General features: G+C 59.9%; 11 protein-coding genes. 1 reads left to right on the top strand and 10 read right to left on the bottom strand.

The annotated features are described in order from the left end of the window. From BLU01_RS12380 to coxB, 4 genes are all read right to left on the bottom strand, one after another. Positions 1-888: a cytochrome c oxidase subunit 3 gene (locus BLU01_RS12380; RefSeq protein ID WP_092275487.1), complete on the bottom strand. Its 888-nt coding sequence runs from the start codon at positions 886-888 to the stop codon at positions 1-3. A 25-nt stretch (positions 889-913) separates the two neighbouring features. Continuing rightward, positions 914-1465 carry a cytochrome c oxidase assembly protein gene (locus tag BLU01_RS12375; protein ID WP_092275484.1) on the bottom strand — a complete coding sequence of 184 codons (552 nt, stop codon included), beginning with the start codon at positions 1463-1465 and terminating at the stop codon, positions 914-916. Between the two features lie 207 nt (positions 1466-1672). After that, on the bottom strand, positions 1673-3259 hold the full coding sequence (gene ctaD, locus BLU01_RS12370) for a cytochrome c oxidase subunit I (RefSeq protein ID WP_092275481.1): 1587 nt from the start codon (positions 3257-3259) through the stop codon (positions 1673-1675). Positions 3260-3341: 82 nt separating this feature from the next. Then, positions 3342-4469, bottom strand: a complete 1128-nt coding sequence (gene coxB, locus BLU01_RS12365; protein WP_092275478.1) for a cytochrome c oxidase subunit II — start codon at positions 4467-4469, stop codon at positions 3342-3344. Positions 4470-4839: 370 nt separating this feature from the next. On the opposite strand from coxB, the gene BLU01_RS12360 reads away from it, so the two are divergent. Next, positions 4840-5490, top strand: coding sequence for a hypothetical protein (locus BLU01_RS12360; protein ID WP_092275476.1), 651 nt, complete (start codon positions 4840-4842; stop codon positions 5488-5490). A 129-nt stretch (positions 5491-5619) separates the two neighbouring features. Here BLU01_RS12360 and BLU01_RS12355 read toward each other — a convergent pair whose 3' ends face one another. The 6 genes from BLU01_RS12355 to BLU01_RS12330 all read right to left on the bottom strand — a co-directional run bounded on the left by BLU01_RS12355 (position 5620) and on the right by BLU01_RS12330 (position 13194). Next, positions 5620-7146, bottom strand: coding sequence for a SulP family inorganic anion transporter (locus BLU01_RS12355; RefSeq protein ID WP_092275473.1), 1527 nt, complete (start codon positions 7144-7146; stop codon positions 5620-5622). Between the two features lie 91 nt (positions 7147-7237). After that, the gene (locus tag BLU01_RS12350; protein ID WP_092275470.1) at positions 7238-7972 is read right to left on the bottom strand and encodes a carbonic anhydrase; all 735 of its coding nucleotides are present in this window, start codon (positions 7970-7972) and stop codon (positions 7238-7240) included. A 242-nt stretch (positions 7973-8214) separates the two neighbouring features. Continuing rightward, positions 8215-9273, bottom strand: coding sequence for a PA0069 family radical SAM protein (locus BLU01_RS12345; RefSeq protein WP_092275467.1), 1059 nt, complete (start codon positions 9271-9273; stop codon positions 8215-8217). A gap of 70 nt (positions 9274-9343) precedes the next feature. After that, positions 9344-10648: a c-type cytochrome gene (locus BLU01_RS12340; RefSeq protein WP_092275464.1), complete on the bottom strand. Its 1305-nt coding sequence runs from the start codon at positions 10646-10648 to the stop codon at positions 9344-9346. Positions 10649-10660: 12 nt separating this feature from the next. Further along, positions 10661-12445 (bottom strand): GMC family oxidoreductase, encoded by a 1785-nt coding sequence (locus BLU01_RS12335; protein WP_092275461.1) that lies wholly within the window; start codon positions 12443-12445, stop codon positions 10661-10663. Between the two features lie 2 nt (positions 12446-12447). Then, the gene (locus tag BLU01_RS12330) at positions 12448-13194 is read right to left on the bottom strand and encodes a gluconate 2-dehydrogenase subunit 3 family protein (RefSeq protein ID WP_092281588.1); all 747 of its coding nucleotides are present in this window, start codon (positions 13192-13194) and stop codon (positions 12448-12450) included. Positions 13195-13283: the final 89 nt, after the last annotated feature.

The following is a 13283-nucleotide window of genomic DNA, read 5'->3' as shown; positions in this document are numbered from 1 at the left end:
TCAGAGCACGTAGACGAAGACAAACAGACCCAGCCACACCACATCGACAAAGTGCCAATACCAACTCGCCGCTTCGAAGGCGAACTGGTGCTCGTTGTCGAAATGCCCGCGCATGATCCGCATCAGCATCACAAACAGGATGATCGTGCCGATGGTCACGTGCGCACCGTGGAAACCGGTGAGCATGAAGAACGTCGCGCCGTAGATGCCCGAGCCCAGGGTCAGGCCCAGTTCCTGGTAGGCGTGGATGTATTCCTCAGCCTGAAAACCGAGGAACGCGCAGCCCAGCAGCACGGTGATCGCCAGCCAGATTTTCAGCGCGCCGCGATGGCCTTTTTTCAGCGCATGGTGGGCGATGGTCACGGTCACGCTGGAACTGACCAGCAGCACCGTATTGAGCAGCGGCAGGCCCCAGGGGCTGATCACGTCCTTGGGCGCCGGATAGAGTTTCGGGTCAGGGTTGTTCAGCAGCGGCCAGGTGAATTCGAACGTTGGCCAGAGCATGTGCGCCAGACCTTTCGGCCCCTCGCCGCCGAGCGCCGGGCCGGACACGTGGCGCACATAAAACAGCGCGCCGAAGAACGCGATGAAGAACATCACTTCCGAGAAAATGAACCAGCTCATGCCCCAGCGGAACGAGCGATCCATCTGCGCGCTGTACAGCCCTTGGCGACTTTCCTTGATCACCGTGCCGAACCAGCCGAACAGCATGTACGCGACCATCAGGCCGCCGACGAAAAAGATCAGCGGGCCGTGGGATTCCGGGCGCGCGGCTTTCAGGTCGTTGAACCAGGTGGCCAGGCCGAATACCGTGACCAGCATGCCGACCGTGGCGATGATCGGCCATTTGCTCTGGGCCGGGACGTAATAGTGTTCATGAGTTGCCATTTATTGTTCTCCTTATCGGGCACGCTCAACCGCCAGTGTTTACAGCGACCGGTGGATGTCGGGCGGTGATATCGAACAGCGTGTAGGACAGCGTCAGGTGCTTCACTTCCTTGGGCATGTCGCGGTCAACGATGAAACGTACCGGCATCTCGATCCGTTGACCGGGCTGCAGCACTTGCTGGGTAAAGCAGAAACATTCGGTCTTGTGGAAGTACGCGGCGGCAGCGCTGGGCGCGATGCTCGGCACGGCTTGCGCGCTCATCGGCCGATCGGTCGGGTTGTGCGCGATGAAGATCATTTCGTTGACCGCGCCGGGATTGGCGGTCAGTTCATCGCTCTTCGGATAGAAATCCCAAGACATGTCCGCCGAATTGGTCGAAAGAAACTGCACGCGCACCTGCCGCGAGGTATCGACGGTTTGCTCGCCCTCGTACTGCCCGGACGTCTTGCCGTTGATGCCGAACGCCTTGCACATCACGTCGTAGATCGGCACCAGGGCAAAGCCGAAAACAAACATCGCCACCACCACCAGCAACAGGCGCGTGACCAGCTTCTTCAGCGAAATCGAATCAGCCATGGCACGAATCCTCAACACCCACCCGCGCATCACCTGGACCTGTGGCGAGGGGGTTTACCCCCGTTCGGCTGCGCAGCAGTCGCAAAACCAGCAAGTGCGATCCACCTGATAAATCCCGATCACAGCCTTCGGGGCCGCTGCGCGACCCAACGGGGGTAAACCCCCTCACCACAGGGGTTTGGCCATTGCCCACAACTGGCTGGGTGTTCATTTCACTTCCGGTGGCGTGGTGAAGGTGTGATACGGCGCTGGCGACGGAATGCTCCACTCCAGCCCTTCGGCGCCATCCCACGGTTTGGCCGGGGCCGGCTCGCCGCCGCGAATGGTCTTGATGACGATGAACAGGAAGAAAATCTGCGTGGCGCCGAACATGAATGCGCCGATCGACGACACCATGTTGAAGTCGGCGAATTGCAGGTTGTAGTCCGGAATCCGTCGCGGCATGCCTGCCAACCCGACGAAGTGCATCGGGAAGAACGCCATGTTCATGCCGATGAACGAGAGCCAGAAGTGCAGCTTGCCGAGGGTTTCGTCGTACATGTGGCCGGTCCACTTCGGCAGCCAGTAATACGCTGAAGCGAAGATCCCGAAGATCGCCCCCGGCACCAATACATAGTGGAAGTGCGCGACCACAAAGTAGGTGTCCTGGTACTGGAAGTCCGCTGGCGCGATGGCCAGCATCAGCCCGGAAAAACCGCCGATGGAGAACAGGATCACGAACGCCACCGCAAACAGCATCGGCGTTTCGAAGGTCAGCGAGCCTTGCCACATGGTGCTGGCCCAGTTGAACACTTTGACCCCGGTCGGCACCGCGATCAGCAGTGTCGCGTACATGAAGAACAACTCGCCCACCAGCGGAATGCCGACCACGAACATGTGGTGCGCCCAGACGATAAACGACAGGAACGCGATGCTCGCCGTCGCGTAAACCATCGACGTATAGCCGAACAGCGGCTTGCGCGAGAAGGTCGGGATGATCGAGCTGACGGCGCCGAAGGCCGGCAGGATCATGATGTACACCTCGGGGTGGCCGAAGAACCAGAACACATGCTGGAACAACACCGGGTCACCGCCACCGGCAGCGCTGAAGAAACTGGTGCCGAAGTGGATGTCCATCAGCATCATCGTCACGCACCCGGCCAGCACCGGCATTACCGCGATCAGCAGGAACGCGGTGATCAGCCAGGTCCAGACGAACAGCGGCATTTTCATCAACGTCATGCCGGGTGCGCGCAGGTTGAGAATGGTCGCGATCACGTTGATCGCGCCCATGATCGAGCTGATGCCCATCAAGTGAATGGCGAAGATAAAAAACGTCACGCTTTCCGGCGCGTAAGTCGTCGACAGCGGCGCGTAGAAGGTCCAGCCAAAGTTCGGCCCGCCACCCGGCGTGAACAGTGTCGAAACCAACAGCAGGAATGCCGCCGGCAGCAGCCAGAAACTGAAGTTGTTCATCCGTGGCAGGGCCATGTCCGGCGCGCCGATCATCAACGGGATCATCCAGTTGGCGAGGCCGACGAACGCCGGCATCACCGCGCCGAACACCATCACCAGACCATGCATGGTGGTCATCTGGTTGAAGAACGCCGGTTCGACGATTTGCAGGCCTGGCTGGAACAGCTCGGCGCGAATCACCATCGCAAACGAACCGCCGAGCAGGAACATGCAGAACGCAAACCACAGGTACAGCGTGCCGATGTCTTTGTGGTTGGTGGTCAGCACCCAACGCATCAGGCCTTTGGCGGGGCCGTGGGCGTGGTCGGCATGACCATGGTCATCGATGACGGCGCTCATGGCTGGTCTCCTGCAAACAGGTGGGCTGGGCAGGCCGGGGCGTGTTGCCCCGACCGGTGGCTTGGGTGCGCAATAGACCGGCTCATTTGCTTTCCGCCTGTTTCAGCTCCAGCACTTCTTTGGGAGTGACCATGTCGCCCTTGTTGTTGCCCCAGGCGTTACGTTCGTAGGTCACGACCGCCGCGATATCGACTTCCGACAGCTGCTTGCCGAACGCCGCCATGGCGGTGCCGGGTTTGCCGTGGAAGACAATACTCAGGTGATCCTTGATCGGGCCGGTGGCGATTTTCGAGCCTTTGAGCGCCGGGAACATCGGCGGCAGGCCCTGGCCTTCAGCCTGGTGACAGGCCACGCACGTGGTGTGGTAAACCTTGTCGCCGCGCTCTTTGAGTTCGTCGAGGGTCCATTCCTTGCTGGTCAGCTCTTTGAGCTGCAGCGCCTCGGCTTTGCGTTCGCCGAGCCAGGTGGCGTAATCGGCCTGGGTTTTGACCTCGACCACAATCGGCATGAAACCGTGGTCCTTGCCGCACAGCTCGGCGCACTGGCCACGGTAGATGCCGGGCTTGTCGATGCGCGTCCAGGCTTCGTTGACGAACCCCGGAATGGCATCGCGCTTGACCGCGAAGGCCGGCACCCACCACGAGTGAATGACGTCGGCGGAGGTCACGAGGAAGCGCACCTTCGCGCCGATCGGCAGCACCAGCGGCTTGTCGACCTCCAGCAAGTAATGCTCGCCTTTGGTTTCCTTGTTGTGGATCTGGTCGGCGGGGGTGGCCAGGTTGCTGAAGAACTCGACGTCCTGGCCCAGGTATTTGTAGTGCCACTTCCACTGATAACCGGTGATCTGCACATCGATGTCCGGCTCACTGGCGTCGTACATCTTGATCAGGGTCGCCGTCGCAGGCACCGCCATCGCCACCAGGATGATGAACGGCACGATGGTCCAGAGGATTTCGACGGTGGTGCTTTCGTGAAATTTGGCGGCCACCTGTCCGGTCGAGCGACGGTGGACCATCATCGACCAGAACATGGCGCCGAAGACGATGATGCCGATCACCACACAGATCCAGAAAATGGTCATGTGCAGGTCAAATACTGCGTGACTGATTTCAGTCGCTCCCGGCGCCATGTTCACAGTCCAGGCGGCTTGCGCCTGGCTGAAAAATGACCACAACAGGAGGCCCATCCAGACGTGTGGATGTCGCATCATTGCGGGTTCCCCTTATCGTTCTTGTTATCCCGCCGGCTAACACCAGCGGCAAGGGAGCGGCTTTTTCAGACTACGAACTTGAATTGCCGAGCCTTGCTGCACAGGCAGTCGGGCGTCATCAGCTAACTCCATTCAAAACCGAGTATAGACAGCGACTGGCACCTCGCAACGCGATGGCGTAAATGAGCTGAAACAGCGAGTACTTGCGTGCAAGACCACGAATGGAGAACGATGCGCACCCTTCGGTGGCTGGCCGATATAACTTTGATGTCTCACGGATGAAACATTTATGACAAATGCGTCTTAGCAATTTTCATAAGCCAGCTAACTTATGTCTTCCTATTTCATTGCCTTGTTTCCTGGAGTTTTCATGAACACCGCCGCATTGCGCGAGCAGATCCAAAAAGCCCTGCAGCATGAGGCCGAAACTGGCCTGCTGACTCGTCAACTGGAAACCCAATTACCGCACTTGCACCCTGCCATCCAATTGCCGGAGGCTGATGCCAACGGCGTGCTGACTCGTTTTGTCACGGCTTACATCGAAGAAGTGCCTGATCTGCTGGAAGCAGCCAACGACGTCGCGAGGGAAGCGGGTATCGAATCGCAGATCAAACCGGTGCTGAAAATCGCCGAGCAGTACTTCCTGCAACCGCCAGCGATCATGGCCGGGCACATCGGCCTCGACGGCCTGCTGGACGAAGCGTATCTGGCGCATCGGTTTGTGGAAGAGGTCAACGACCTGTACATCAAGCATTTCGGCCAGCCATTGATCCCTCTGGACATGACGGTCGCCAACCTGATCGCCCATCAATTGATCGGCGAAGCGTTTGCCAATCAGCTGGATGCGGCCGTGCATCACGCCGTCGACGAGATGCTCAACGAAGAAAGCTTCGCCCTGGAATCGGTCGAAGCCTACCGCGACAAACTCAACAGCCCGGACACCGGTGCTGCCTGGAAACGCTGGCCCTGCATGTCCCGCCGCCTCGGCGTGGGCCTGGAACTGGACCAGCCAGCAGCCTGACCGCCACCCATTTTGGGTACGGCGCAAATCCTGTAGGAGCTGAGCTTGCTCGCGAAAGCGGTCTATCAGCTGACATCTGCATCAACTGACATGGCCTCATCGCGGGCAAGCCTCGCTCCCACAGTTTTGCTATGCGGCGGAGCCGATGCCGGTGGTGGTGCGCAGGCGCCCTTCCAATCGGCGTTTCAAGCCGCGCGGTTCAATCACCAACTTCGAACCTTTCGCCGCATTCGCCCGACCCCACTCTTCAAGCAGTTCCAGACACGAATGGTCGATGTAGCTGAGGTTATTCAGCGGCACATGCACGGTCACGCCCGGTGGAATGGTCGCCAGCACTTGGGTCAGCGCCGGCACCTTGAGGAAGGTCCCCGCGCCGATCAGACGCAACTCCATCTCGCCGTCCTGCGGCAGGTCGATCAGGCTGATCTTCAGGCGCGAGGCTTTCCACGCCAGTTTCGCCAGGGTCAAACCGAAGCCGATCAGCACGCCGGTCAGCAGGTCAGTGAAGATGATCGCCAGCGCGGTGGCCGCGTAGGTGAACATCGGCATCCGCCCGTAACGGCCCAAACCGCGAAAGGCCTTGAGATCGACCAGTTTGAAACCGGTGTAGACCAGCACGCCCGCGAGGCTCGCCACCGGAATGCTTTGCAACACACTGGACAGCAATAGGACAAAACCGAGCAGCCACAAGCCGTGGAAGATCGTCGACATGCGCGTGGTGGCGCCAGCCTGAACGTTGGCCGAGCTGCGCACGATCACGCCGGTCATCGGCAATGCGCCGAGCAAACCACAGAGCATGTTGCCTACACCTTGCGCCGACAATTCGCGGTCGAAATCGGAACGTTCGCCGCTGTGCATGCGATCCACGGCGGCGGCGGACAGCAAGGTTTCGGCGCTGGCGATAAACGCCACGGCAAATGCCGCGATCAACAGCGTCGGGTCGGCCAAGTTGAGCAGGTCCGCCGGTTTCAGCCAATCAATCGCTTCGGCCAGATTGGCCGGGACTTCCACGCGTTTTACCTGCAACGCCAGCATCAAACTGGCAACAGTCGCCAAACCAACGCCGAGCAATGCACCCGGGATAAAGCGCAGCGAATGCGGGCGGAATTTTTCCCACAGCCACATCACCGCAATCGTCGACAAGCCGAGCAAACCAGCCTGCCAACCCAACGATGGCAAAGCCTGCATGACCGCCGCCGGGAACGCCGCGAGATTGTCCAGCCCTGACGGTTTGGGCACTGCGTCGAGCATCACGTGCACTTGCGACAAGATGATCAACACGCCGATCCCGGCGAGCATGCCGTAGACCACCGCCGGGGCCGTGACGCGAAACCAGCAGCCGAGTTTCAGTCGCCCGGCGACCAGTTGCAGAAACCCTGCGAGCAGCAGGATCGGCCCGAGCATGGCGATCCCGTGTTGGCGCACCAACTCGAACACCAACACCGCCAGACCCGCCGCCGGGCCGCTGACTTGCAGCGGCGAACCGGCAATCCAGCCGACCACCAGACCACCGATGATCCCGGTAATCAGGCCTTTGGCCGGTGGCAATCCCGACGCGATGGCGATGCCCATGCACAACGGCAGGGCCACCAGAAACACCACCACGGAAGCCAATAGCTCCCGTGGCAGAACAGCTTTCATTTGTGCAGCACGCATGGGAGTTCTCCCCAATTTTCTTCAGGCGTGACAAAGCCAGGCTGCTTGAACAGCAGCCTCGGCTAAATCACACAGGGATTGTCAGGAGGACTTAGAAACGCGCTTTGGGCGTCGCCACCGGAATCGGATGACTGCCATCCAGGGGCAGGAAACAGCCCTGATCGGCGTCGTAAGCTCTGATTTCGCTGGTTTCGATGCTGTACACCCAGCCATGGATAAACAGCTGACCGTTGGCCATGCGCGAGGCCACCGATGGATGTGTGCGTAGATGTTGCAGCTGAGCGATCACATTCTCTTCGGTGAGGATGTGCATGCTTTCGCCTTCGTCAGCGCAATTGCAGTTTTCCTGGACCATGGTTTTCGCCACTTCGGCGTGCCGCAGCCAGGCTTTGACCGTGGGCATTTTTTCCAGGCTTTGCGGGTTCAGCACTGCGCGCATGGCGCCGCAGTCGGAGTGTCCGCAGATGATGATGTGCTGCACGCCCAGAGCGAGCACCGCGTATTCGATCGCGGTGGAAACGCCGCCGTTCATTTGCCCATAAGGTGGCACAACGTTGCCGACGTTACGGGTCACGAACAGATCGCCGGGGGAGCTTTGGGTGATCAGTTCAGGAACGATGCGCGAATCAGCGCAGGTAATGAACATCGCCCGCGGGTTTTGCGCCGTGGCGAGTTTTTTGAAGAGCTCTTCCTGCTGCGGGAAAATCTCATGATGAAAGTGCAAAAAGCCGTCAACGATATGCTTCAGCGCTGCATCGGCGGATTCCGCATCAGCGTGGGGTGCAGAAGCCGACGCAGCCAACGGCTGTTTATCCTTGTCACTCATAATTCATCCTCTCTGACGGAGCCGGGGAATGTTCCCGTTAAGTCCGATATGAAGCCAGTGGCTGTTTAAAAAACGTCCAGGTCGAGGAAGCCGACCCGTCAGTCACTCGATGAACAAGGTAACCGTCGAAACTTAACTCAAACTGAATCAAAGGCTCTAGAGCGTGTGTTTCAGGTCACAAAATTTGTGACCGCGTAGTGGCCTAATGATTTTTAGCCTACCCAATATTGGGCTGATTGTCCCTAAATCAAAGACATTTGGCGACCCGGCGGACAGAAGGCATCGCAGTCCAGATCAAATCCGTCGCGATGATTGAGCCCGAGGCGCTTGATGGCTTTGGCAAAACGTTGCGCCAACAGGTCGGCGAACGGCCCTTCGCCACGCATTCGCGCACCGAAGCGGCTGTCGTAGAGCTCGCCGCCACGGCTCTGGCGGATCAGGCTCAGCACATGCGCGGCACGCTGCGGATAGTGCGCGGCCAGCCACTCCTCGAACAGCGGCGCGACCTCCAGCGGCAAGCGCAACATCATGTACGCCGCACTCTGCGCGCCAGCCGCGTGGGCCTCGGTCAGCAGGCTTTCGATTTCGCTGTCATTGATCATCGGGATCATCGGCGAACACAACACGCCGACCGGAATACCTGCCTCGCGCATCACCCGGATCGCCCGCAGCCGTGCTTTCGGCGCCGCGGCGCGGGGTTCGAGGATGCGTTTGAGTTCGTCGTCCAGCGTGGTCAGGCTGATCATCACCGCCACCAGCCGCTGCTCGGCCAGCTCGGTGAGCAAGTCGAGGTCACGCAGAATCAGCGAACCCTTGGTAATGATGGTCACCGGGTGCCGATAGCGCAGCAGCACTTCGAGGGTTTGCCGGGTGATTTTGTGCTCGCGCTCGATCGGCTGGTACGGGTCGGTGTTGGAGCCAAGGTTGATCGGCGCACATTGATAGCCGCGTTTCGACAGTTGCTCTTCGAGCATGTCTGCGGCGTTGGTCTTGGCGATCAGTTTGGTCTCGAAATCCAGCCCCGGCGACATGTCCCAATACGCGTGGCTGGGCCGCGCATAACAATAAATGCAGCCATGCTCGCAGCCGCGATAGGGATTGATCGAGCGGTCGAACGGCAGGTCGGGTGAATTGTTGCGGGTGATGATGGTTTTCGCCGTCTCGATCCGCACTTCCGTGCCCTGGGTGACCGGCACTTCCTGATACCAGCCATCGTCCTCCGCCACCGAGCGGTTCGGCGCAAAGCGGTTGTGCGGATTGGCAGCGGTGCCACGGCCGCGTGGCGGGAGAGGGGTGGACATGAAAACGCCTCGATACTGGTTTTATGTACAGTAGCGAGGCGTTGCTCATCTGGCTAGTGCCGCTGGGCGATCAGTTCTTTTCGGTAACCTGGCCCAAATCGTCACCCGAGGTGGTTTTCATATCGTCGCCACGCAATTCGGCAACGTCGCTGGCCTTGACCGGCGCGCCGGTGTTGCCCCAGCTGCCACGGATGAAACTGACCACGTCCGCGACTTCCTGATCCGACAGACGCCAGGCAAAACCCGGCATGGTGAAGGTCGAGGGCGCGGTGTGCGTGGCGGGCAGCGTGCCGCCCTTGAGCACGATGTGAATCAGCGAGGTCGGGTCGTCCGTTTGCAGTACCGGGTTGCCCGCCAGCGCCGGGAACACGCGGGTATAGCCGTGGCCATCGGTGCGGTGGCACGCCGCGCAGTTATCGATGTAGACCGCTGCGCCAAGTTTGCTGTCGTCACCGTTCCACAGCGCTTGCGCTACTTGTTTGTCGTACTGGTGCGGCTGGTCGTTGGGGTCGTTGGCCGGTAACGATTTGAGGTAGCGCGCAATCGCCGTCAGGTCGTTGTCGGTCATGTATTGCATGCTGTGGGTGACCACATCGCTCATCCCGCCGAAGACTGCGCTGCGGTCGCTGCGCCCGGTCTTGAGGAATTGCACCAATTGCGCTTCGCTCCAACTGCCGAGACCGTCCTTGTGGTCGCCACGCAGGCTTTTCGCGATCCAGCCTTCGAGCGGCGCACTGCCTGACAGAAAACTACTGCCTTCGCCGGCATTCAGCGATTTTTCCTGCATGGTCAAGGCACGCGGCGTATGGCACGCGCCGCAATGTCCGAGGCCTTCGACCAGATAAGCCCCACGACTGACCACCGCATCTTCGCCCGGTTTTGCCTGGTAATCCGCCACGTCCGGGGCAAACATCCAGCGCCAACCCATCAGCGGCCAACGCATGCTCAATGGCCACGGAATGTCGCTGGCGCGGTTTTCCTGCGCGACCGGCGCTACGCCGTGCATGAAGTAGGCGTACAGGGCTTGCATGTCAGCCTGAGTGACACTGGCGTAGGACGGATACGGCATCGCCGGGTACAACGTGCTGCCATTTTTCGCGACGCCGTGGCGCACGGCTTTATCGAAGTCTTCGAAGCTGTAGTCACCGAGGCCGGTTTTGTCCGGGGTGATGTTGGTGGAATAGATGGTGCCGATCGGCGTTTCCATCGGCAGGCCACCGGCGAACGGCTTGCCGTTTTTGGCGGTGTGACAAGCGACACAGTCGCCGGCCCGGGCCAAGTATTCGCCTTGTTTGATCAGATGCTGATCAACTTCTGCCGCGCTGATTGAACTGCTGCCGAGCAGGACCAACGTCGCGATAACGAGTGCTTTCATGGTCATCGCTCCTTAAGCCTGAACCAGCGGGCCGGGGTTTTTAAGGTATTGCTCGCGGATCGCCCGGGCCGACCAATACGTCAGCGCGGCGACCAGGCCTGTAGGGTTGTAGCCCAGGCCTTGTGGGAAAGCAGACGCGCCAGGCACGAAGACGTTGTGCACGTCCCAGCTTTGCAAATAACGGTTCAGCGCGCTGGTTTTCGGGTCGGTGCCCATGATCGCGCCACCGTTGAGGTGGGTGGTCTGATAGGAAGCGGTGTTGAAGTGATCGCCGACCTTTTTGCCAATCACGGCGATGGCTTTGGGGCCCATCGCTTCGGCGATCTTGCCCATTTTCTCGACCATGAAGCGGTTCATCTTGATGTCGTTTTCCTGCCAGTCGAACGTCATGCGCAGCAGCGGCAAGCCGTAGGCATCGCGGTAAACCGGGTCGAGATCGAGGTAGTTGCCGCGATAAGACTGATGCGCGCCGTGGGCGTCCATCGACACCTGGTGGGTGTAGTAATCGGCGGTCGCGCGTTTCCACGCACTGCCCCACGCCGGTGTGCCGGGCGGGTTCGAGGTCCCGGCAATCGGCCGGCTGCCGGCCTGGTTGACCCACATCGGCGAGCCACCGACGAAACCGTGCGGCCCGTGGTCGAAGTTGTCGGCATTGAAATCATCAATCGCCACGCCATTGCCGCCGGCACCGATGAAGTTGTTGGTGTGGGTGTCTTTGTCGAAGAACGCCTTGATCGTGGCCATGTTCTGGTAGGCGAAGTTTTTGCCGACCACGCCTTCGCCGCTGATCGGGTCGTAAGGCTTGCCGATGCCCGAGAGCAACATCAATCGCACGTTATGAAACTGGAACGCGCCGAGGATCACCAGGTCGGCCGGCTGCTCGATCTCGCGGCCCTGACCGTCGATATACGTCACGCCAGTGGCTTTGCTTTTAGTGCTGTCGAGGTTGACCCGCAGCACATGGGAGTTGGGCCGCAATTCGAAATTCGGCAGAGGCTTGAGCGCCGGCAGAATGTTCACGTTCGGCGAAGCCTTGGAATACATGTAGCAAACGTAACCGCTGCAAAAACCGCAGAAGTTGCACGGGCCCATTTGTGCGCCGTAGGGATTGGTGTACGGGCCTGAAGTATTGGCTGACGGCAGGTTGTAGGGTCTGTAACCGACGGCTGTAGCGGCTTTCTGAAACAGCTGTGCGGAAACCGTGTTCTTCTGCGATTCCAGTGGAAACGGGTTCGAGCGATCCGGCGCGTAAGGGTTGCCGCCCTTGCCTTCGCCGACCAGTTGACCGTTTACCGTCCACGCCTGACCGGAAGTGCCGAAGACTTTTTCGGCGTAATCGAAAAACGGTTCCAGCTCTTCATAGCTGACGCCGAAGTCCTGAATGGTCATGTCTTTGGGGATGAAGTTTTTGCCGTAGCGTTCTTCGTAATGGCTGCGCATCCGCAATTCGATCGGATCAACCCGAAAATGCACGCCGGACCAGTGCAGGCCCGCGCCGCCGACACCATTGCCGGGCAGGAACGCGCCGAGTTGGCGATTCGGCAGGGCGATGTCATTGACGCTGTGACGGATGGTCACGGTCTCTTTGGAGATGTCCTGAAAGAGTTTTTTCCGCACGCTGTAGGTCAGTTCGTCAATCACCTGCGGATAGTTGCCGTCGGGGTAAGTGTCCTGCATCGGCCCGCGCTCCAGCGCCAGCACGTTGAGGCCCGCTTCTGTCAGCTCTTTGGCCATGATCGCGCCCGTCCAGCCGAAACCGACGATGACCGCATCAACCTTCTTCATTACCGTTGCCATGCTCAAGCCCTCTCGCCGCGAATCGACACTGCCGGGAAGGGGTATTGCTCGTTGCGTTCCACCCAATCCATGAAATCGGCGCGGGCGCCGGGGAAACCGATCATGGTCCAGCCGACCATGCCTTTATTGCCGCCGTGGATCGGGTCGCAGAAGAACCCTTCCTTGGTGTTTTGCAGCAGCAGATTGAAGAAAATCTTCGCTGGGACAGTGTCGAACTGAGGTTTGCCGGCTTCGAGTTGCTTGAGCAAATCGTCTCGGGTAGCGCTGTCTTGCTCAGCAAATGTTTTGCCGTTGAGCGTTTTCGACCAGGCATCAGTGGCGGCGATGCCCAGGCGATAGATCTCTTTGGGCACCAATTTGCTCTGCCAGCCCATTTCCGCAGGGGCGTCGGCGTTGAACGGGCCTTGCATGAACCACAAGGCGCCGGCGGCGTACGGGGTGTTCATCTGGCGGTCGATGTATTCCGGAACGCCGGCCTCGAGCGCGCCCGGCCCTTGGGCATCGCTCGGGATCAATTGCGCGACGGCGGCGTTGATGAACGTCCATTCTTCGGCGGTGAAGTAGTTGGGTTCATACACGCTGCTGCTGACCGGGGTTTTTGCCGGGGCGGGCGCCGCGGGTGCCGGCTCTGGGGCGGCGCGCAGGACAGTGCTGCCCAGCGCGGTGCTGGCCACGGTGACCACCGGGATCAAGGTCAGGGATTTGCGCAAAAACTCACGCCGGGGGTTGTCTCGATCTTGATCAGACATGGGGTGCACCTCATCAGGCATTGACGGTTTGTGAGCCGTTTCATCGAACGACTTTTCGTTTTGGCAGCGATGCATGGGGGCGGGCAATC

Origin of the sequence: Pseudomonas prosekii (assembly GCF_900105155.1) — a bacterium.
Lineage (GTDB): Bacteria > Pseudomonadota > Gammaproteobacteria > Pseudomonadales > Pseudomonadaceae > Aquipseudomonas > Aquipseudomonas prosekii.
The sequence above is the reverse complement of the archived record's forward strand: the minus strand, read 5'-3'. Positions and strand labels throughout refer to the sequence as shown.

What these genes read in the sequence shown, in the direction of transcription:
- BLU01_RS12380 (WP_092275487.1), bottom strand. Translation starts at nt 888, where the DNA reads ATGGCAACTCATGAACACTATTACGTCCCGGCCCAGAGCAAATGGCCG.
- BLU01_RS12375 (WP_092275484.1), bottom strand. Translation starts at nt 1,465, where the DNA reads ATGGCTGATTCGATTTCGCTGAAGAAGCTGGTCACGCGCCTGTTGCTG.
- ctaD (WP_092275481.1), bottom strand. Translation starts at nt 3,259, where the DNA reads ATGAGCGCCGTCATCGATGACCATGGTCATGCCGACCACGCCCACGGC.
- coxB (WP_092275478.1), bottom strand. Translation starts at nt 4,469, where the DNA reads ATGATGCGACATCCACACGTCTGGATGGGCCTCCTGTTGTGGTCATTT.
- BLU01_RS12360 (WP_092275476.1), top strand. Translation starts at nt 4,840, where the DNA reads ATGAACACCGCCGCATTGCGCGAGCAGATCCAAAAAGCCCTGCAGCAT.
- BLU01_RS12355 (WP_092275473.1), bottom strand. Translation starts at nt 7,146, where the DNA reads ATGCGTGCTGCACAAATGAAAGCTGTTCTGCCACGGGAGCTATTGGCT.
- BLU01_RS12350 (WP_092275470.1), bottom strand. Translation starts at nt 7,972, where the DNA reads ATGAGTGACAAGGATAAACAGCCGTTGGCTGCGTCGGCTTCTGCACCC.
- BLU01_RS12345 (WP_092275467.1), bottom strand. Translation starts at nt 9,273, where the DNA reads ATGTCCACCCCTCTCCCGCCACGCGGCCGTGGCACCGCTGCCAATCCG.
- BLU01_RS12340 (WP_092275464.1), bottom strand. Translation starts at nt 10,648, where the DNA reads ATGAAAGCACTCGTTATCGCGACGTTGGTCCTGCTCGGCAGCAGTTCA.
- BLU01_RS12335 (WP_092275461.1), bottom strand. Translation starts at nt 12,445, where the DNA reads ATGGCAACGGTAATGAAGAAGGTTGATGCGGTCATCGTCGGTTTCGGC.
- BLU01_RS12330 (WP_092281588.1), bottom strand. Translation starts at nt 13,194, where the DNA reads ATGTCTGATCAAGATCGAGACAACCCCCGGCGTGAGTTTTTGCGCAAA.